21 protein-coding genes are annotated in these 17953 nt (G+C 62.9%); 15 read left to right on the forward strand and 6 right to left on the reverse strand.

Features of this window, described 5'->3' with window-relative positions; translation table 11 throughout:
* The first annotated feature begins 59 nt into the window (after positions 1-59).
* The 3 genes from AC07FD_RS13575 to AC07FD_RS13585 are packed head-to-tail and all read left to right on the forward strand — an operon-like array spanning position 60 to position 2583.
* A complete protein-coding gene (locus AC07FD_RS13575; protein WP_477396889.1) occupies positions 60-689 on the forward strand; it encodes a DUF1285 domain-containing protein in 630 nt (209 codons plus the stop codon).
* The gene (locus AC07FD_RS13580) at positions 689-1321 is read left to right on the forward strand and encodes a CoA pyrophosphatase (protein ID WP_478350289.1); all 633 of its coding nucleotides are present in this window, start codon (positions 689-691) and stop codon (positions 1319-1321) included. Before AC07FD_RS13575 ends, AC07FD_RS13580 begins: the two co-directional genes overlap by 1 nt.
* Positions 1318-2583: a CCA tRNA nucleotidyltransferase gene (locus tag AC07FD_RS13585; RefSeq protein ID WP_478350290.1), complete on the forward strand. Its 1266-nt coding sequence runs from the start codon at positions 1318-1320 to the stop codon at positions 2581-2583. The genes AC07FD_RS13580 and AC07FD_RS13585 overlap by 4 nt, the downstream gene beginning before the upstream one ends.
* 107 nt (positions 2584-2690) lie before the next feature.
* Here the strand turns inward: AC07FD_RS13585 and AC07FD_RS13590 are convergent, their stop codons facing one another.
* The 3 genes from AC07FD_RS13590 to hemF all read right to left on the reverse strand — a co-directional run bounded on the left by AC07FD_RS13590 (position 2691) and on the right by hemF (position 4591).
* On the reverse strand, positions 2691-2876 hold the full coding sequence (locus AC07FD_RS13590) for a DUF1059 domain-containing protein (protein WP_095090837.1): 186 nt from the start codon (positions 2874-2876) through the stop codon (positions 2691-2693).
* Between the two features lie 228 nt (positions 2877-3104).
* A complete protein-coding gene (locus AC07FD_RS13595) occupies positions 3105-3365 on the reverse strand; it encodes a DUF1344 domain-containing protein (protein ID WP_478350291.1) in 261 nt (86 codons plus the stop codon).
* 311 nt (positions 3366-3676) lie between these two features.
* A complete protein-coding gene (hemF, locus tag AC07FD_RS13600; RefSeq protein ID WP_478350292.1) occupies positions 3677-4591 on the reverse strand; it encodes an oxygen-dependent coproporphyrinogen oxidase in 915 nt (304 codons plus the stop codon).
* Between the two features lie 124 nt (positions 4592-4715).
* Between hemF and AC07FD_RS13605 the strand changes: the two genes are divergently transcribed.
* The gene (locus tag AC07FD_RS13605; RefSeq protein WP_478350293.1) at positions 4716-4973 is read left to right on the forward strand and encodes a hypothetical protein; all 258 of its coding nucleotides are present in this window, start codon (positions 4716-4718) and stop codon (positions 4971-4973) included.
* 145 nt (positions 4974-5118) lie between these two features.
* On the opposite strand, the gene soxR is transcribed toward AC07FD_RS13605, so the two are convergent.
* Together soxR and AC07FD_RS13615 are read right to left on the reverse strand one after the other, a co-directional pair.
* Positions 5119-5583 carry a redox-sensitive transcriptional activator SoxR gene (soxR, locus tag AC07FD_RS13610; RefSeq protein ID WP_478350294.1) on the reverse strand — a complete coding sequence of 155 codons (465 nt, stop codon included), beginning with the start codon at positions 5581-5583 and terminating at the stop codon, positions 5119-5121.
* Positions 5584-5754: 171 nt separating this feature from the next.
* Positions 5755-6231: a tRNA (cytidine(34)-2'-O)-methyltransferase gene (locus AC07FD_RS13615; protein ID WP_478350295.1), complete on the reverse strand. Its 477-nt coding sequence runs from the start codon at positions 6229-6231 to the stop codon at positions 5755-5757.
* A gap of 422 nt (positions 6232-6653) precedes the next feature.
* Here AC07FD_RS13615 and AC07FD_RS13620 point away from each other — a divergent pair, with 422 nt between their 5' ends.
* The 5 genes from AC07FD_RS13620 to AC07FD_RS13640 are packed head-to-tail and all read left to right on the forward strand — an operon-like array spanning position 6654 to position 11700.
* On the forward strand, positions 6654-7094 hold the full coding sequence (locus AC07FD_RS13620) for a hypothetical protein (protein WP_478350296.1): 441 nt from the start codon (positions 6654-6656) through the stop codon (positions 7092-7094).
* Positions 7095-7122: 28 nt separating this feature from the next.
* A complete protein-coding gene (locus tag AC07FD_RS13625) occupies positions 7123-9006 on the forward strand; it encodes an ABC transporter ATP-binding protein (protein WP_478350297.1) in 1884 nt (627 codons plus the stop codon).
* 10 nt (positions 9007-9016) lie between these two features.
* Positions 9017-10900 (forward strand): ABC transporter ATP-binding protein, encoded by a 1884-nt coding sequence (locus AC07FD_RS13630; RefSeq protein WP_478350307.1) that lies wholly within the window; start codon positions 9017-9019, stop codon positions 10898-10900.
* A gap of 19 nt (positions 10901-10919) precedes the next feature.
* A complete protein-coding gene (locus AC07FD_RS13635; protein ID WP_478350298.1) occupies positions 10920-11387 on the forward strand; it encodes a GNAT family N-acetyltransferase in 468 nt (155 codons plus the stop codon).
* Position 11388: 1 nt separating this feature from the next.
* The gene (locus AC07FD_RS13640) at positions 11389-11700 is read left to right on the forward strand and encodes a DUF6665 family protein (RefSeq protein ID WP_478350299.1); all 312 of its coding nucleotides are present in this window, start codon (positions 11389-11391) and stop codon (positions 11698-11700) included.
* 57 nt (positions 11701-11757) lie between these two features.
* Here the strand turns inward: AC07FD_RS13640 and AC07FD_RS13645 are convergent, their stop codons facing one another.
* Positions 11758-12102 (reverse strand): cupin domain-containing protein, encoded by a 345-nt coding sequence (locus tag AC07FD_RS13645; protein WP_477396789.1) that lies wholly within the window; start codon positions 12100-12102, stop codon positions 11758-11760.
* Between the two features lie 314 nt (positions 12103-12416).
* Here AC07FD_RS13645 and petA point away from each other — a divergent pair, with 314 nt between their 5' ends.
* The 6 genes from petA (at position 12417) to AC07FD_RS13675 (ending at position 17890) form a co-directional block, all read left to right on the forward strand.
* The gene (petA, locus tag AC07FD_RS13650) at positions 12417-12977 is read left to right on the forward strand and encodes a ubiquinol-cytochrome c reductase iron-sulfur subunit (protein WP_478350300.1); all 561 of its coding nucleotides are present in this window, start codon (positions 12417-12419) and stop codon (positions 12975-12977) included.
* A gap of 16 nt (positions 12978-12993) precedes the next feature.
* On the forward strand, positions 12994-14295 hold the full coding sequence (locus tag AC07FD_RS13655) for a cytochrome b (protein WP_478350301.1): 1302 nt from the start codon (positions 12994-12996) through the stop codon (positions 14293-14295).
* A gap of 28 nt (positions 14296-14323) precedes the next feature.
* On the forward strand, positions 14324-15181 hold the full coding sequence (locus AC07FD_RS13660; RefSeq protein ID WP_478350302.1) for a cytochrome c1: 858 nt from the start codon (positions 14324-14326) through the stop codon (positions 15179-15181).
* Positions 15182-15311: 130 nt separating this feature from the next.
* Entirely contained in the window at positions 15312-16007 is a 696-nt protein-coding gene (locus AC07FD_RS13665) for an acid phosphatase (RefSeq protein WP_478350303.1), read from the forward strand.
* 182 nt (positions 16008-16189) lie between these two features.
* Positions 16190-17335, forward strand: a complete 1146-nt coding sequence (locus tag AC07FD_RS13670; RefSeq protein WP_478350304.1) for an alpha-hydroxy acid oxidase — start codon at positions 16190-16192, stop codon at positions 17333-17335.
* A gap of 9 nt (positions 17336-17344) precedes the next feature.
* Positions 17345-17890 carry an adenine phosphoribosyltransferase gene (locus AC07FD_RS13675; protein ID WP_095090850.1) on the forward strand — a complete coding sequence of 182 codons (546 nt, stop codon included), beginning with the start codon at positions 17345-17347 and terminating at the stop codon, positions 17888-17890.
* Positions 17891-17953 lie beyond the last annotated feature (63 nt).

The raw sequence follows: 17953 nt of genomic DNA on the forward strand, positions 1-17953 counted from the left end.
CAAAACTTAAATCACAGACTTAGGCTGACAAGCGGAACAACAGTGACTATTTCGTGACCATGACGGAACACTCCGAACATCGCCAGCAAAGCCTTACGACCGCCACCGAGGCGCGCGGTCTCGAGGCGCTGATCTCGCGCGCGGCCCGCGCCGGCAAGGGCGCGGCGCCGGTCGAGCGCTGGAATCCCGACTTCTGCGGCGATCTCGACATGGAAATCAAGGCTGACGGCACCTGGTTCTATCTCGGCACGCCGATCGGACGCATGCCGCTGGTGCAGCTGTTCTCCTCGGTGCTGCGCAAGGACGCGGACGGCAGGACCTATCTGGTGACACCGGTGGAACGGGTTGGCATCCGCGTCGCCGACGCGCCGTTCATCGCCGTCGAGATGGATGTTTCGGGCACCGGCGACGCGCAGATCATCACCTTCCGCACCAATGTCGGCGATGTCGTCGAAGCCGGACCGGAACGGCCGCTGCGCTTTGTCGACGAGAGCGAGACCGGTGGCCTGAAACCCTATGTGCTGGTGCGCGGCCGGCTGGAAGCGCTGGTGGCGCGGCCGGTGATGTATGAGCTGGTCGGACATGGCGAGGAGATCGAGATCGGCGGCAAGACCATGTTCGCCGTGCGCTCCAAGGGCGCGGTGTTTGCGATCATGCCGGCGGACCAGTTGAAGCGGCTGAGCGCGTGATGGACCAGATGTCAACGGCGCCGTTTTCCGCAGCTGACTTTCGCGCGCGCTTTGCGGCACAGCCGGATGCGCATGCCGGCGACGACTATGGTGACCATCGCTTCAATCCGGGCCATCCACGCCTCAACCATCGCAAGGCGCTGCGCAATGCCGCGGTGCTGATCCCGGTGGTCGATCATGAGGGCGAAGCCACGGTTCTGTTGACCAAACGGGCCGAAAGGCTGCGCAACCATTCGGGGCAGGTGGCCTTTCCCGGCGGCACCATCGATCCGACCGATGCCAGTCCGGAAGCGGCGGCTGTGCGCGAGACCTTCGAGGAAATCGGCCTTGCCCAGGATCGCATCGAGATCATCGGCCGCATGCCCGATTATGTCGCCGGCAGCGGCTACCGCATCGCGCCGGTGCTGGGCATCGTGCGGTCCGGTTTCCGGCTCAGCTTGAATGCCGACGAGGTCGATGCCGCCTTCGAAGTGCCGCTGCGTTTCCTGATGGACCCGGCCAACCACAAGCGCGACACCCGTATGTGGAACGATCTCGAATGGTTCTTCTACGACATGCCCTATGGCGACCGGCGCATCTGGGGCGTGACCGCCGGCATCATCCGTACGCTTTACGAAAGGCTCTATGCGTGAATGTCTCTATTGCGGGCCGGGCCGAGTGGCTCGGCGACAAGCATCTGCAGCGCCTGCTTGCCGCATTGGCGCAAGGCGGTGAAGAGGCGCGTGTTGCCGGTGGCGCGGTACGCAACACGCTGATGGGCCAGCCGGTCGCCGACATCGATATCGCCACCACGTGTCTGCCGCAGGAAACCATCCGCCGCGCCGAGGCGGAAGGCTTCAAGGCGGTGCCGACCGGCATCGAGCATGGGACGATCACGGTGGTCGCCGGCGGCAAGCCCTATGAGATCACCACCTTGCGCGCCGATGTCGAGACCGATGGCCGTCGCGCCAAGGTGTCGTTCGGGAGCGACTGGAAGCTTGACGCCGAGCGCCGCGACTTCACCATCAACGCGCTCTATGCCAAGGCCGATGGCACAGTCATCGATCTGGTCGGCGGCATCGCCGACATCGAGGCGCGCCGGTTGCGCTTCATCGGCGATCCGGAAGCGCGCATCCGCGAAGATTATCTGCGTATCCTGCGCTTCTTCCGCTTCTTCGCCTGGTATGGCGATGGCCGGCCGGATGCCGAGGGGCTGAAAGCCTGTGCCCGGCTGAAGGAAGGGCTTGCCCAGCTTTCGGCCGAGCGCATCTGGTCGGAACTGAAGAAGCTTCTGTCAGCGCCCGATCCTTCGCGGGCGTTACTCTGGATGCGGCAGGCTAGCGTGTTGACCGCCGCGCTGCCGGAAAGCGAGAAATGGGGCATCGACGCGATCCATGCGCTGACCAAGGCCGAGAAGGATCTGGACTGGGCACCTGACCCGCTGCTCAGGCTGGAAGCGATCGTGCCGCCAGATGCCGCGCGTATGAAGACGCTCGCCGAGCGGCTCAAATTTTCGACCGCTGAAGCGGATCGCCTGCGCCACTGGGCGTTGGCCACCGCCGCCGAGCCGAAAACGACGGAGGGCGAGTTGGCAAAGCGGCTCTATCGTGGCGACCAGCAAGGGTTCGTCGACCGCCTGCGGCTGTCGCTTGCGGGCGCGCGGATGCGCGCAGTCGAGGACAATGACGCGTTGCTCGAAGCCGGCGGCTTTTCGCGCCTCCTTGCCTTCGCCCTGAAATGGGAAAAGCCGCTGTTTCCGCTAAAGGGTGCCGATCTGACGCGGCTCGGCGCAACTCCAGGACCGAAGCTCGGCGAAATCCTCAAGAACCTTGAGACGGAATGGGTCGAAGCGGGTTTTTCGCCCGAGCGCGGCGCGCTGCTTGAACGCGCCGCGGAAGCCTTGAAAGCCGGGTAGGAATTTGTCAGCGCAATCCGGACGGACCTTTTCCTGGCATTGCGCAAGCTTTTGTTACGCAATTCCGGACGGAAAACCGCTGAACACTTTTCCCGGAATTGCTGGCATCAGGCCGCGTCGCGGGTCTTCTCGATGCGCGAGCGGATCGCCTCGATCATCGTCTCGCGGATGACCGCTTCGCCATGGGTCTCGCGCATGTGCTCGACGGCACGGCGCATGACCTCGGCCTCCTCGTCGGCACGCGTGTGCCAGTCACAGCCGGGCACGAGCGACCCGCAGTGAAATTGTTTCATGGGATTTCTCCTTTTCCTCCGCGGAGCCTGAGGCTCCGATAGTTTTCTGGCTCATGGTCCAAATCCAGGATGGGAACTTGGGGTCGCGAGCGGGGGAACAGCATAACACAGATGGGGCGGCATTGGTTGCAGTCAACGGCGAAAAGGCGGAGCAGCGCTGCTCCGCCCTCTTACGCTACCCCGAAACAGGACCGGACATCGTCTCGTCCTGCTGTGGCAGCCAAGCCGTCACTTTGCGACCTTGACGGCCTCGGCGATCTTGTTCTTGCCCTTCATGTCCCATGAAACGCGGACCTTTTCACCGACCGTCAGGCCAGGATCCTTGAAGGTCTTGGGAAGCGTAAAAGACGATCCGTCGTCGAGGACCAGGCTCATGGCCGTTGCGTCGAAGCTCGTGATCGTTCCGGTGGTGTGCTTAACGGCGGCGAATGCCACCGAACCGGAAGCGAGAAGGGCAGCGGCGGCAGCCGAAACAATGATCTTGCGCATTGCGAAGTACTCCTGGAGAAAGGCGGGTATCCTTTTGACGAAGATGTCCCGCATCGTCTGGGCCGTCCGGTCGCGTCGGGTCGCGGCTCGCTTTGTCGACGCAATTCCGGACGGAAAACCGTTTCACAGTCTTCCTGGAATTGCGCTCAGGCGAATCGCCGGCGCTTCCCGACCCGGCGCAACAAATAGGCCAGTCTTTTCAATCGCCTATTAGACGAAAAAGAAATTTTTCAAGACGGCGCGTGCCACATTCCATGCCCATTTCGAGCAAATGGGACATCAATGCGGCTCACATCGCGCTCACCATTTTGTTACGGCCAGCGGACCTCGGGCGGCAGGCTGGAGAGGATGGAGGCGACATTGCCGCCGGTCTTCAGTCCGAAGATGGTGCCGCGATCGTGAAGCAGGTTGAATTCGACATAGCGGCCACGGCGGATGAGCTGTTCGTCGCGGTCGCCATCAGTCCAGTTCTCGTTGAAGTTGGCGCGCACGAGGTGGCTGTAGACGACGAGAAAGGATCGTCCGACATCCTGGACGAAGTTGAAATCGGCATTCCAGCCGCCTTTGTCCTCGCCCGAATGCAGCCAGTCGAAGAAGATGCCGCCGGTGCCGCGCGGCTCGTTGCGATGCGGCAGATAGAAATACTCGTCGCACCAGGCCTTGAATTTCGGATAATCGGCGACCTCGGGGCTCTTCTCGCAAGCGAACTGCATGGCCCGGTGGAAGGCGATGGTGTCGGGATCGTCCTGGGTGCGCCGGCGGTCGAGCACCGGCGTCAAATCGGCGCCGCCGCCGAACCATTGGCTAGACGTGACGACCATGCGGGTGTTCATGTGCACGGCCGGAACGTTGGGGTTCCAGGGGTGCGCGATCAGCGAAATGCCGCTGGCCCAGAAGCGCGGGTCTTCCTCGGCGCCGGGCATCTGCTTCCTGAATTCGGGTGAGAACTCGCCATAGACCGTCGAGGTGTGGACGCCGACCTTCTCGAAGACGCGGCCGTGCATCATCGACATGGTGCCGCCGCCGCCGCGGCCCTCGTCGCGCTCCCATGGCGTCTTTTCGAAACGGCCTGGCGACCACGAGGCCAGCGGGCCGCCAAGATCCTGCTCGATCTGCTCGAAGGCGCCGCAGATGCGTTCGCGCAACGCCTCGAACCAAAGGCGCGCCTTCATCTTCTTCTGTTCGATGTCGGCGGGCAGGCCTGCCGGTATTTCAGGTCGTTCCAAGTGCCGTCTCCGGTTGCGAGGGGCGAGTCCCTACAAATGACTCGTCTTTTGCCGGCGCGATCCCTAATCTCTTAGGGGCAAGGGTCAAGTGTCCAAGCGTCATTAAGGTGCAAGGAGTTGTTTCGTGCGCACCCCGGCAAGACCACCGCTGGATGGCCTGAAGAAAAGGCTCGACCAAAGCCGGGCTGGGCGCACGCGCATGCCGCGCGACGGTTTCTTGCGCGAGACCTTCGTGCTGCCGCGCTCCGATGCGCGCCTCAAGGCCAAGGAATGGTTCGAGCGCTTTCCCAAGCAGGCCTACTGGACCGAGATCGAAAGCTGGTTCGAGCGACCGGGAGATTTGATCGAGTTCACCATCAGGCGGCTGCCGGCGGCGGATTAGGATTTCCTCGCCCCGTTCACGGAGGGTGAGCGGTCGGTTCGCGTAAATGCGAGGGCCGCTGGATGCCCAGCCCTTCGCAGGCTCTGGGCGTTCGAAGCTCGAAAAGCCAAGCAGTTGGCTTTTCGTTCGTTACGCGAACCGCTTCTCACCCCAGTGAACGGGGAGAAGGGGGAGCCACCAACCTTCTCGCCCCCGTGCCTTCCTTCGCCAGGCGGTCTCCCTTGTTCCGCAACGGGCATTTGTCGATCGACATGCAGCCGCAGCCGATACAGTCGGTCAGTCCGTCGCGCAGTTTCTTCAATTGGGCGATCTTGTGATCGAGCCCGTCGCGCCAGGCGGTCGACAAAAGGTTCCAGTCGTCGCGGGTCGGCGTGCGGCCCTCGGGCAGCGATGCCAGTGCGGCACCGATTTCGGCCAGTGAAATGCCGACCTCCTGCGCGACCTTGATGATTGCCACGCGGCGCAGCACGTCGCGGCCGTAGCGGCGCTGGTTGCCCGACGTGCGGTGGCTGCGGATCAGGCCGCGCGCCTCATAGAAATGCAGCGCTGACACCGCCACCCCGCTGCGCATCGCCACCTGGCCGACCGTCAATTCCGTTACCGGTGCCATCCTTACTCTCCCGCCTCGATTTTATCGCTTGACCTCAAGTTAAGTTGAGCTTGTAGCAAGAAACCCAGGATGTGCAAGTGAGGGGAGAGGGCGATGTGCGCCTGGGTCAAATTGACGGGCGGCGGCGAGCCGCTGGACTGGTTCACTGTTCCACGGAAACAGAGGACCGCTCTAGCTCTTTGTCTTGACGCATCCGAGTTGCCGGACGGCTTCGCCGGCCACCATGGCGACGGAAAGTGCAACGTTGATGCTGCGCGCGGCACCCTGCATGGGGATGGTCAGCCGCGCATCCGCCGCTTGATGGACAGCATCCGGCACGCCTGCGGATTCGCGGCCGAACAAAAGGATGTCGCCACTGGCGAAGGCAAAGCTCGTGTAGGGAATCGCGGCCTTGGTCGACAGAAGCACCAGCCGGCGGGCGCCGGCCCTGCGCCAGTCCTCGAAGGCGTGCCAATCGACATGCCGGGTCAGATCAGCCATTTCGAGGTAATCCATGCCGGCTCGCTTCAGCGCCCGGTCGGAGAGCGGAAAGCCGGCCGGTTCGATGATATCGACGCCAAGTCCGAGGCAAGCGGCAAAGCGCAGGATTGTGCCGGTGTTGCCGGCGATATCAGGCTGGTAGAGCGCGATGCGGAGACGGTCGTTCATTTCCGCATCCTTCTAATAAGTGGCAGATCGGCCACAGCGGGGTCGCGGTTTTGGAAATTCCTAGATCTGCGGATGGCCATTTTCTGCGAAGTCGGGTATGTCTGGCCCATTGTCAACCCGAACCGATGGAGGGGTAATTCATGATGACCATGCACATCCAGCGCCCCTCTTGTGGGCTTGCACGCCCCACGGCGGTTTCGGTGCGACGATTCTCCTGACTCTCTAAGACTTGATCGCACCGATTCCCGCCGAAACACTTTTTCGGCTCTCGAAGGAATCCTGCGATGTTTTTCAAACTGTCAAAGGGGCTGAACGCCCCGCCTGAACGTGTCCAGACCGACGCTTGTCGTGTCCAGACTGACGCTCGGCGTCATGTCCAGACCGACGCCATCCGTGGCTGCGGCCGAATGCCGGCGGACGATATGGATTCGCCTTTTTATCTCTATTTTCACACGGAGGACGGACCGATGTTCGATCCCTACAGAATACCTGGCTCAAGGAGCCTGCATATCCACCGGATGCCGACCTGGGCGCTGTTGATCGGCGACACCTATTCGTCAGCCGTTCATGCCGAAGTCCGCCGCCGGCCGCATCGCGGCATGCTGCCGGATGTCGATTTCTCGCACGCGGTTCCCGACCCGAGCCGGCCGTCGCTGGTGCGCCGCATCATCCGGCTGATCCGGCCGGGGCCGAAGCTGCGGGTTGTCGACACCTCACCGTCAGGATCGACAAGCACGGCTGTCGGCGAAAAGCCTGCTAGCCCCTATATAGCGCGAAGCAGGACCGATGGCTCGGACGATTCCGAGCCATCGGTCCTTGACGCCAAGCGGTCTGGCGACTTCGTAGGTTCCCACGCCGCGTGAGCGGAAAACTGATTTGTGAGCATGACTTATGTTGTTCGGCTGGTTTGAAAAAAGGCTCGATCCGTTCCCGGCAGCGGAACCGGTCGAGCCGCCCAAGACGCTGGTCGCCTTCTGCGTGCACTACACACGCGGCGCCTGGCCCTACATCCTTCTTGACGCGGTGCTGGTGACGGCCATCGCCATCGCCGAAGTGTGGATGTTCGGCTTCCTCGGCCGGATCGTCGACTGGCTGTCGGGGCAGAATCGCGAAACCTTCCTGCAGACGGAAGCCTGGAAGCTCGCCGGCATGGCGTTCATCGTGCTGTTCGCGCTGCCGGGCACGGTGTGGCTCCATTCGCTGCTCAACCAGCAGACGCTGATGGGTAACTACCCCATGCGCATCCGCTGGCAGGTGCACCGCTACCTGCTCAAGCAATCGATGAGCTTCTACCAGGACGAGTTCGCCGGCCGCATCGCCACCAAGCTCATGCAGACAGCGCTCGCCGTGCGCGAATGCGTCATCAAGCTGATCGATGTGCTGAACTACGTCATCGTCTATTTCCTTGGCATGCTGTTCATCGTCGGCTCGGCCGACTGGCGGCTGGCAACGCCGCTTGTCGTCTGGCTCGTCGGCTATGTCCTGCTGCTGCGCTATTTCATTCCGCGGCTGGGCAAGGTCGGCGAAGAACAGGCCAATGCCCGATCGACCATGACCGGCCGCGTCGTCGACAGCTACAGCAACATCCAGACCGTCAAGCTGTTCAGCCATGCACGCCGCGAAGCATCCTTCGCCAAGGAGGGCATGGCCGGCTTCCTCGAGACGGTCTACCGGTCGATGCGGCTGGTGACGGTGCTGTATGGCGTCCTCTATATCCTGAACGCGCTGCTGCTGTTCTCCGTCACCGCGCTGTCGCTATGGCTGTGGCTGGGGCAGGCGGTGACGATCGGCGCGGTCGCCGTGGTCATCGGGCTGGTGCTCCGGATGTGGGGCATGTCGCAGTGGATCATGTGGGAGATGTCTGGCCTGTTCGAGAACATCGGCACGGTGCAGGACGGCATCGCCTCGATCTCGTTGCCGCGCCTGGTCGAGGACCGGCCGGGGGCAAAGGACATCGCCGTCACCAGGGGCGAGATCCGCTTCGACGACATCCGTTTCCACTATGGCAAGCAGAAAGGTGTCATCGAGGGCCTGTCGCTGACGGTGAAGCCGGGGGAGAAGGTCGGCATTGTCGGCCGCTCGGGCGCCGGCAAGTCGACGCTGGTCAACCTCCTGCTGCGCTTCTACGACCTGGAAGCTGGCCGAATTCTGATCGACGGCCAGGAAATCGCTGGCGTGACGCAGGATTCACTGCGCGCCCAAATCGGCATGGTCACGCAGGACACCTCGCTGCTGCATCGTTCGGTGCGTGAAAACATCCTCTACGGCCGGCCTGACGCCAGCGACGAGCTGCTCGTCGAGGCGGCGCGGCGCGCCGAGGCGCTGGACTTCATCTCCGGGCTTTCGGATGCCAAGGACCGCAAGGGATTCGACGCCCATGTCGGCGACCGTGGCGTCAAATTGTCCGGCGGCCAGCGGCAACGCATCGCCATTGCTCGCGTTATGTTGAAGGACGCACCTATACTTATCCTTGACGAGGCGACATCCGCGCTCGATTCCGAGGCTGAAGCGGCCATCCAGGAGAATCTCTACAAGCTCATGCAAGGCAAGACCGTCATCGCCATCGCGCACCGGCTGTCGACCATCGCGGCGATGGACAGGCTGGTGGTGATGGACGAGGGCCACGTCATCGAAGAAGGTTCGCACGAGGAACTCGTCGCCCAGGGCGGGCTCTACGCGCAGCTCTGGCAGCGTCAGTCGGGCGGGTTCCTGCTCGAGGACGGCCCGGCCGATGCCGCCAATGACGCACTTGCAAAGGGGCAAGCCGCAGAATGATGGCCGCCGCATGATGACAGCCGTCTATCGCTGGTTCGAGAACTGGGTCTATCCGTTCAGGGAGCCGGCGAATCTTCGGCCACCGACCAGCGTCGGCGGTTTTCTCTGGCACTATGTCGGCCAGGCGAAGTTCGCCTTTTTCGCCATGCTGCTCATCGGCGGCATCGCACCGTTGGTCGAAGCCGGCCTGTTCTACTTCGTCGGGCGGCTGGTCGACATTCTCGACCAGCTTCCCGGCGAGCGCAGCTGGCACGCGCTGTGGAATGCCGCCGGCCCCGAACTGGTGTTCATGATCGCGGTGGTGCTGGTCATCCGCACCATCGTCGTAGGCCTGTCGGCACTGGTCGACGAACAGACAATCACGCCCGGCTTTTACAATCTGGTGCGCTGGCAGGCGCACCGGTACGTGTCGCGCCAGTCCTACGCCTTCTTCCAGAACGATTTCGCCGGCCGCATCGCCACCAAGGTCTGGCAGGCGGGCCAAGCCACCGGCGACCTGATGGAAAGCTTCATCGAGGTCATCTGGTTCATGATCGTCTATACGGTGACGACGCTGGCGCTGGTCGCCGGGCTGGACCTCAGGCTGGCGGTGCTGGTGGTGATCTGGATTTCCGCCTTCGGCTGGCTGGCCAAGCTCTATCTGCCGGCAATCCGCAAGCACGCCGAGGAAACCGCCGAAGCCGGCTCGATGATCACCGGCCGCATCGTCGATTCCTATTCCAACGTGCAGACGCTGAAACTGTTCTCGGCCGATGGCGACGACCGCTACATCAAGAACGGCTTCGACATCTATCTCGACGCGCTGCGCCCGTTCACCCGCCGGCTGACCGGCGTGCGCATGGCGCTGGCGACACTGTCGGGCATCATGATCACGACGATCGGCTGCTTTGCCGTCTATCTCTGGGTCGAAGGCTCGATCACCGTCGGTGCGGTCGCCTTCACGCTGTCGCTGGTGCTGCGGCTCAACATGCTGCTCGGCCGGGTGATGATGCAGCTCAACGGCATATTGCGGAATCTCGGTGTGCTGGAAAACTCCAAGGCGCTGGTCTCGCAGCCGCTCGGCCTCACCGATGCGCCCCGCGCAAAAGAACTCGTGGTGGCCGGTGGGCGCATCGAGGTGAAGAATGTCGAGTTCCACTACGGCAAGGGGTTCGGCGTGCTCAACGGCATCGACCTAGTCGTGCGGCCGGGTGAGAAGGTCGGGCTGGTCGGGCCGTCCGGCGCCGGTAAGACGACGCTCGCCAATCTGATCCTGCGGCTCTACGATCTGGAAAGCGGGTCCATCACCATCGATGGCCAGGACGTCGCTGGTGTGACGCAGAATTCGCTACGCGCCAATATCGGTGTCGTCAGCCAGGACACGGCACTGTTCCACCGTTCGCTGCGCGACAACATCAAGCTCGGCATGCCTGACGCGACCGATGCCGAAGTGATCGCGGCGGCAAGGAAGGCCGAGGCGCACGAATTCATCGTGGGCCTTCGCGACAACCGGGACCGTGCCGGCTACGAGGCCTTTGTCGGCGAGCGCGGCGTCAAACTGTCGGGCGGCCAGCGCCAGCGCGTGGCAATAGCCCGCGTCTTCCTCAAGGACGCGCCGATCCTGATCCTCGACGAGGCGACGTCGGCGCTGGACTCGGACATCGAGGCGGCGATCCAGGAGAATCTGGCGCTGCTGATGGAGGACAAGACGGTCATCGCCATCGCCCACCGGCTGTCGACCATCGCCGCGCTCGACCGGCTGGTGGTGCTCGACGGCGGCCGCATCGTCGAACAAGGCACGCATGACGAACTGGTGGCGCTCGACGGGCTCTATGCGCGGCTGTGGACGCGGCAGTCCGGCGGCTTCCTCTATCACGAGGAAAGCGTGCTCGAAGAGACACGACCGGCGGAATAAGGGGGCGGCGGAGTGAGGCATGGGTGGATCGGGGGAGGTCGGCTATCTGCTCAAGCGGCTCCGGCCAACCACGCCGGCCTTCGACGCGCTGAAGGAGGCGAGCCGGTTGGAGGGCTACTGGATGCTGGTGCGCCTGGCGGATGGCTGGGCAAGCGGCCGCAACAAGTTCCTGAAGCGGGGCGAGGCGCTCTATGGAACATGGCATGGCCGGGAACTCGCCGGCGTGTGCGGGCTGAACATCGATCCTTATTTCGAGGGCAGGGACCAGGGCCGGGTCCGGCACCTGTTCGTCAGCGCGCGTCATCGCCGCACCGGCCTTGGCCGCATGATGGTCGAGACCGTCATCGAAAGGGCGCGTCAGCATTTTGCCGCGCTGAACACCCGCGCGCCGCAAGAAGCCTTCGCTTTCTATGAGCGGCTTGGCTTCCAGCCGGTGATTGGCGAAGAATTCGTCACACACCGCATGTTTTTTGGGAAAGGAGGCTGAAATGTCGCTGCGTCCGCCATCTCATCTCGCCGGCGCGTCTGCTGCCGAAGCCGCCTTCGACGCGCTCGGGCATGAAATCCTCGCCGAGAAGGCGGCAGCGCTCGGCCGCGCCGGCCAGAGGGTCGAGGAAACGCTGGCGAGGTTGCGCGACAACGGCGATGAGCACCTGCGTACCCGGCTCCTCAAGGAGGCCGCCGAGGCAGTGCACGGCTATTTCATCCAGCGCGAACTGTGCGGATTGCGAAAGCATGACGCCGTCATCCGCGAATACAACATCCCGAAGGCGGTTCTGGTCAGGCTCGGCGCGAAGTAGCTCTTTTGTTCGACCATGATCTCCAGCGAAAACCGGTTCCCGCTTTTGGGATCATGGTCATTCCAGCCATTCGGTGATGAAGGTGCCGTTCTCGTGGATGTCGGTGGTTTCCAGAGGGCCTGGGCCGAGATTGGTGAATTTGTGCGGCGTGTTGGGCGGAACGATCACGATCTGGCCGGCAAAGGCCTCGATCTCCTGGTCGCCCACGGTGAACAGGCAGGTGCCCTGGCGGATGATGAAGATCTCTGCGTAGGGATGCGTGTGGAGCCGGGGGCCGCCGCCGACATCAGGCAGATAGTTGAAGATCAGGCAGGACTTGGAGCCGTAGGCGCCGCATTGCAGCTCGCCCTTCCAGCCGTCGGAGCGAACAGCCCATGTGTCGCGGTCTATGACGTGTGCCATGGCGGCGAGGATAGACCGGGCCAGTGTCCGGTGTCGAGGTAGGGGCGAACCCCGGAATTGCGGTTGTTTCCCTGTTGTTTAGCGATCTTCGGCGGCCATCCGGCGTCGCGCTGAGCGGGGACGGATTTTGTCCCCGCGACAATCTGCCCTTGTGCCTTCACCCGTCTGGACAAAAACGGGCTTCACGCATAAACCGAAGTCCAAATGCCGGAGGAATTCGCAAGCCTGTTCGCCATGCGCTGTCGGGTTGGCGCAATTGAGCGGGGAACAAGGCTCAGCCACCGGCGCGGAATAGGCGAAAGGATCAGGCACCCGTGAGCGCAACCGACACCCAGGATCCCAACCGTCGTGATTTTCTCTACGTCGCCACCGGCATGGCCGCGGTGGTCGGTGCGGGTGCCCTCGCATGGCCGTTCATCGACCAGATGCGCCCTGACGCCTCGACACTGGCGTTGGCTTCCGTCGAGGTCGACGTTGCTTCACTGACCCCGGGCATGTCGCTGATCGTCAAATGGCGTGGCAAGCCTGTCGTGGTGCGCAACCGCACCGAGCAGGAGATGAAGGACGGCGAGGCGGTCAAGCTGACAGACCTCAAGGATCCGATCGCTCGCAACGCGAACCTTCCGGCCGACGCGCCGGCGACTGACGCCAACCGCACCACGCCCGGCAAGGAAGCCTGGATGGTGATGGTCCAGGTCTGCACGCATCTGGGCTGCATTCCGCTCGGCCAGGAAGGCGATTTCGGCGGCTGGTTCTGCCCGTGCCACGGTTCGCAATACGATACTGCCGGCCGCATTCGCAAAGGCCCGGCGCCCGAGAACATGGCAGTGCCGGTATTCAAGTTCATTTCCGATACCAAGATCCTTATCGGTTGAGGCAGGGGATATTTCGATGAGCGAGGGACACTCGACCTATACGCCCAAGACCGGTATCGAACGCTGGTTCGACGCCCGCATGCCGCTGCCGCGGATGGTCTATGACAGTTTCATCGCCTATCCGGTGCCGCGCAACCTGAACTATGCGTGGACCTTCGGCGGTATCCTGGCGATCATGCTGGTGTCGCAGATCCTGACCGGCATCGTGCTGGCCATGCACTTTGCGGCCGACACCAGTCTCGCCTTCGATTCGGTCGAGAAGATCATGCGCGACGTGAATTCGGGCTGGCTGTTGCGCTATCTCCATGCCACAGGCGCCTCGTTCTTCTTCGTCGCCGTCTATGTCCACATCTTCCGTGGCCTCTATTACGGCTCCTACAAGGCGCCGCGCGAGCTGCTGTGGATCCTCGGCTGTATCATCTACCTCTTGATGATGGCGACGGCCTTCATGGGCTATGTGCTGCCGTGGGGCCAGATGAGCTTCTGGGGCGCCACCGTCATCACCGGCTTCTTCAGCGCAATCCCGCTGGTCGGCGAATGGATCCAGCAACTGCTGCTCGGCGGCTTCGCCGTCGACAACCCGACACTGAACCGCTTCTTTGCGCTGCACTACCTCTTGCCGTTCATGATCGCCGGCGTCGTCGTGCTGCATGTCTGGGCGCTGCATGTCGTCGGCCAGTCGAATCCGACCGGCATCGAGGTCAAGTCGAAGACCGACACCGTCGCCTTCACCCCTTACGCGACAATCAAGGACGCGTTCGGCATGATCGTGTTCCTGTTCTTCTTCGCCTATTTCGTCTTCTACATTCCGAATTTCCTTATGGCGCCCGACAATTACATCGTGGCCAATCCGCTGAAGACACCGGCGCATATCGTGCCTGAATGGTACTTCCTGCCGTTCTACGCGATCCTGCGCGCCATTACTTTCAACATCGGGCCGATCAATTCCAAGCTCGGCGGCGTGATCTGCATGTTCGGCGCCATCGTCATGCTGTTCCTGGTGCCGTGGCTTGACACCTCGAAGGTGCGGTCGGCGGTGTACCGGCCCTGGTACAAGCTGTTCTTCTGGCTGTTCGTGGCCGATGCCATCCTGCTCGGCTGGCTGGGCTCGCAGCCGGCGGAAGGCAGCTATGTGTTCATGGCGCAGATGGCGACACTGTTCTACTTCGCCTTCTTCCTGGTCGCGCTGCCGGTGCTCGGCCTGATCGAGACGCCGCGGCGGCTGCCGAATTCGATTACCGAGGCGGTGCTCGAGAAGAACAAGGGTGGCGGTCATCATCCTGCGGGGGCTACGGCCGCGCCGGAAACCAAGGGCTGAGCGGGTAGAGAATCTAAGGGGATTTGGCATGAAGAAGATTCTCACCTCGCTGGCGTTGCTTGGCCTCGTGGTTGTTGGCACCGGGGCGATCGCCGCCGAGGAGGCACACAACGCGGCCGCACCGACGCATTTTCCGATCAACGAGCCGAAGGAGATGGACTGGAGCTTCGCCGGTCCGTTCGGTACCTACGACAAGGCTCAGTTGCAGCGCGGCCTGAAGGTCTACAAGGAAGTCTGTTCGGCCTGCCATTCGATGAATTTGGTGGCGTTCCGCACGCTGTCGGACCTCGGCTATTCGGACGCGCAGATCAAGACGCTGGCGGCGGAGTACACCATCCATGACGGCCCCAACGACGCCGGCGATATGTTCGACCGCCCCGGCAAGCCGTCCGACCACTTCCCGGCGCCATTCGCCAATGAGGAAGCCGCCGCCGCCTCGAATGGTGGCGCTGCCCCGCCCGACATGTCGCTGCTGGCCAAGGCGCGCGGCGTCGAGCGTGGCTTCCCGCGCTTCGTCTTCGATATCTTCACGCAGTATGCCCAGGGCGGCCCCGACTACATCCATTCGCTGCTGACGGGCTACGACCAGACGCCGCCGGCCGGAATGGTCATCCCGGAGGGCACCCACTACAATCCGTACTTCATGTCAGGCGTGTCACTGAAGATGCCCAAGCCGCTGTCCGACGGCCAGGTGACCTATGACGACGGCGCGCCGCAGACCATCGACCAGTATTCCCGTGACGTCTCTGCCTTCCTGATGTGGGCGGCCGAGCCGCATATGGAAGACCGCAAGAAGACCGGCTTCCGCGTGCTGGTGTTCCTGCTTTTGTTCGGCGCGCTGGTCTATCTCACCAAGCGTAAGGTGTGGGAAGGCGTGGCGCACTAAACCGCGCACAGCCATACGATCAAAAAAGGGCGCCGAAAGGCGCCCTTTTTTATTTGGGGAGGCATGTGGTGTCACATGGCCGTCACCGCATCTGGCCATCCTGTGCCGCTCTCATCGAAGGATCGCACCCATGAAAAGATACGCATCGCTCGCGGCAGGCCTCTTGCTGTTCATCGTCGGCTCGGCCGCGCAAGCGGAAGACGCCCAGCCCTTCATCACCAACAAGGATGTCGACCTGACGATGATCCTGCCGCCACCGCCCGAGAACGATTCGGCGCAGACCAAGGCCGAACTTGGCGAGGTGCTGACGCTGCAGGTGACGCGCACGCCCGAAATGGTGGCCAGCGCTGTTGCCGACGCCGAGGAGAATGTCTGGCGCTTCGCTAATGTAATGGGGCCGAAGTTCAACAAGGAAACGCTGCCGAAATTCAGTGCTTTCTTCGATCGCGTGGTGGCCACCGAAGGCGCCGTTGTCGATCCGGCCAAGGATATCTGGAAGCGCCCGCGTCCGCACCAGCTCAGCGACCTCGTCAAGCCCGCCGTCAAGCTGTCCAGCTCCGGTTCGTGGCCTTCCGGCCACGCCACCGTCGGCACCATGATGGGCATCATCCTGTCCGACATGGTTCCGGAAAAGCGCGCCGAGATCATGGCGCGTGCGGCTGAGTACGCACACAATCGCGAGGTCGGCGGTATCCACTACGCGTCCGATGTTGAAATGGGCAAGATTTCCGGCAGCGTCATCGCCGCCGTCCTGCTCAACCGGGACGACTTCAAGGCCGAATACGACGTAGCCAAGGCCGAGCTTCGTTCCGATCTCGGCATGTAATCTTTCGTCAGCAGCCGGTTTTCGACGAAAGGGGGCGCTTCGGGCGCCCCTTTTTGTGCGCGCGGTTGTAGCTCGTGGGACCGCTGGGCAATTAGGCCGTTGGCACGGAGACAACAGGTTGATATTCGACGCACCAAACGGTGGCGAAGCGATTGCCCCGATATGACGTCTGGAAATCAACAATGCGGCTCAGCGACTGTCACAATTTTTCCGATTTCCGCCGCATGGCGCAACGGCGGCTGCCGGGGCCGATATTCGACTACATCGACGGCGCGGCGGACGACGAGGTCACCTATCGCCGCAACACCGAAAGCTTCGAGACCTGCGACCTGGTTCCCAACGTCCTGCGTGGCGTCAGCGAGATCGACATGTCGGTGACCGTGATGGGCCAGAAGCTGGCGATGCCGGTCTATTGCTCGCCGACCGCCTTGCAGCGGTTGTTCCACCATCAGGGCGAGCGTGCGGTCGCCAAGGCCGCCGCCAAATACGGCACGATGTTCGGCGTCTCCTCGCTTGGCACCGTCAGCCTCGAGGAGGCGCGCGGGATCAGCAGCGGCCCGCAGGTCTACCAGTTCTATTTCCACCGGGATCGCGGCCTCAACCGGGCGATGATGCAGCGGGCAAAGGAGGTTGGCGTCGAAGTGATGATGCTGACCGTCGACAGCATCACCGGGGGAAACCGCGAGCGCGACAAACGCACCGGCTTTGCCATCCCCTTCAAGCTCAGCCTGGCCGGGATGCTGCAGTTCGCGATCAAGCCGGCCTGGGCAATCAATTATTTCACCCATGAGGGGTTCAAGCTGCCGCAGCTGGACGAGCATGTCGACATGGGCGGCGGCACCATGTCGATCAGCCGCTACTTCACTGAAATGCTCGACCCGTCGATGACGTGGGACGATGTCGCCGAGATGGTCAGGCTGTGGTCGGGTCCGTTCTGCCTCAAGGGCATCATGTCGGTGGAGGACGCCAAACGCGCCGTCGAGTCCGGCTGCAGCGGCATCGTGCTGTCGAACCATGGCGGCCGGCAACTGGATGGTTCGCGGGCGGCGTTCGACCAGCTTGCCGAGATCGTCGATGCGGTTGGCGACAAGATCGACGTCATCATGGATGGCGGCGTGCAGCGCGGCACGCATGTGCTGAAGGCGCTGGCGCTCGGCGCCAAGGCGGTCGGCGTCGGCCGCTACTATCTGTTCCCGCTCGCGGCGGCCGGCCAGCCGGGCGTCGAACGGGCGCTCGAACAGATGCGGGTCGAGATCGAGCGCGGCATGAAGCTGATGGGCTGCAGTTCGATCGAACAATTGTCGCGCAAGAATCTCCGTTTCAGGTAATCTCGACCCATGAAATCCTCCCTCGAAGACTCACTGCTTGCCGCGATCCGTACCATTCCGGATTATCCCAAGCCCGGCATCCTGTTTCGCGACATCACCACGCTGCTTGGCAATGCGCGCGCCTTTCGCCGCGCCATTGACGAGCTGGTGCATCCCTATGCCGGCCAGAAGATCGACAAGATCGCCGGCATCGAGGCGCGGGGTTTCATCCTTGGCGGCGCAGTCGCCCATCAGCTCTCGGCCGGTTTCGTGCCGATCCGCAAGAAGGGCAAGCTGCCTTTCGAGACCGTGCGCGTTGCCTACAGCCTTGAATACGGGCTCGACGAGATGGAGATGCACAAGGACGGCGTTTCTCCGGGCGAGAAGGTGATCCTGGTCGACGATCTGATCGCCACCGGCGGCACCGCGGAAGCGGCGGTCAAGCTGCTGCGGCAGATCGGCGCCGACATTCTTGCCGCCTGCTTCGTCATCGACCTGCCGGATCTCGGCGGCCGCGCCAAGCTCGAAGCGCTCGGCGTGCCGGTGAGGACGCTGATCGGATTCGAGGGGCATTGAGGGGGCCTCTTGCCTTCTCCCCTTGTGGGAGAAGGTGGCCGAGCGAAGCTCGGTCGGATGAGC

The sequence above is a fragment of the Mesorhizobium waitakense genome, from assembly GCF_056431085.1.

Bases quoted from the DNA above. Each gene is read 5' to 3' on its own strand.
- AC07FD_RS13575 (WP_477396889.1), top strand. From the start codon at position 60: ATGACGGAACACTCCGAACATCGCCAGCAAAGCCTTACGACCGCCACC.
- AC07FD_RS13580 (WP_478350289.1), top strand. From the start codon at position 689: ATGGACCAGATGTCAACGGCGCCGTTTTCCGCAGCTGACTTTCGCGCG.
- AC07FD_RS13590 (WP_095090837.1), bottom strand. From the start codon at position 2,876: ATGAAACAATTTCACTGCGGGTCGCTCGTGCCCGGCTGTGACTGGCAC.
- AC07FD_RS13595 (WP_478350291.1), bottom strand. From the start codon at position 3,365: ATGCGCAAGATCATTGTTTCGGCTGCCGCCGCTGCCCTTCTCGCTTCC.
- soxR (WP_478350294.1), bottom strand. From the start codon at position 5,583: ATGGCACCGGTAACGGAATTGACGGTCGGCCAGGTGGCGATGCGCAGC.
- AC07FD_RS13615 (WP_478350295.1), bottom strand. From the start codon at position 6,231: ATGAACGACCGTCTCCGCATCGCGCTCTACCAGCCTGATATCGCCGGC.
- AC07FD_RS13620 (WP_478350296.1), top strand. From the start codon at position 6,654: ATGGATTCGCCTTTTTATCTCTATTTTCACACGGAGGACGGACCGATG.
- AC07FD_RS13625 (WP_478350297.1), top strand. From the start codon at position 7,123: ATGTTGTTCGGCTGGTTTGAAAAAAGGCTCGATCCGTTCCCGGCAGCG.
- AC07FD_RS13630 (WP_478350307.1), top strand. From the start codon at position 9,017: ATGATGACAGCCGTCTATCGCTGGTTCGAGAACTGGGTCTATCCGTTC.
- AC07FD_RS13635 (WP_478350298.1), top strand. From the start codon at position 10,920: ATGGGTGGATCGGGGGAGGTCGGCTATCTGCTCAAGCGGCTCCGGCCA.
- AC07FD_RS13640 (WP_478350299.1), top strand. From the start codon at position 11,389: ATGTCGCTGCGTCCGCCATCTCATCTCGCCGGCGCGTCTGCTGCCGAA.
- AC07FD_RS13645 (WP_477396789.1), bottom strand. From the start codon at position 12,102: ATGGCACACGTCATAGACCGCGACACATGGGCTGTTCGCTCCGACGGC.
- AC07FD_RS13655 (WP_478350301.1), top strand. From the start codon at position 12,994: ATGAGCGAGGGACACTCGACCTATACGCCCAAGACCGGTATCGAACGC.
- AC07FD_RS13660 (WP_478350302.1), top strand. From the start codon at position 14,324: ATGAAGAAGATTCTCACCTCGCTGGCGTTGCTTGGCCTCGTGGTTGTT.
- AC07FD_RS13665 (WP_478350303.1), top strand. From the start codon at position 15,312: ATGAAAAGATACGCATCGCTCGCGGCAGGCCTCTTGCTGTTCATCGTC.
- AC07FD_RS13670 (WP_478350304.1), top strand. From the start codon at position 16,190: ATGCGGCTCAGCGACTGTCACAATTTTTCCGATTTCCGCCGCATGGCG.
- AC07FD_RS13675 (WP_095090850.1), top strand. From the start codon at position 17,345: ATGAAATCCTCCCTCGAAGACTCACTGCTTGCCGCGATCCGTACCATT.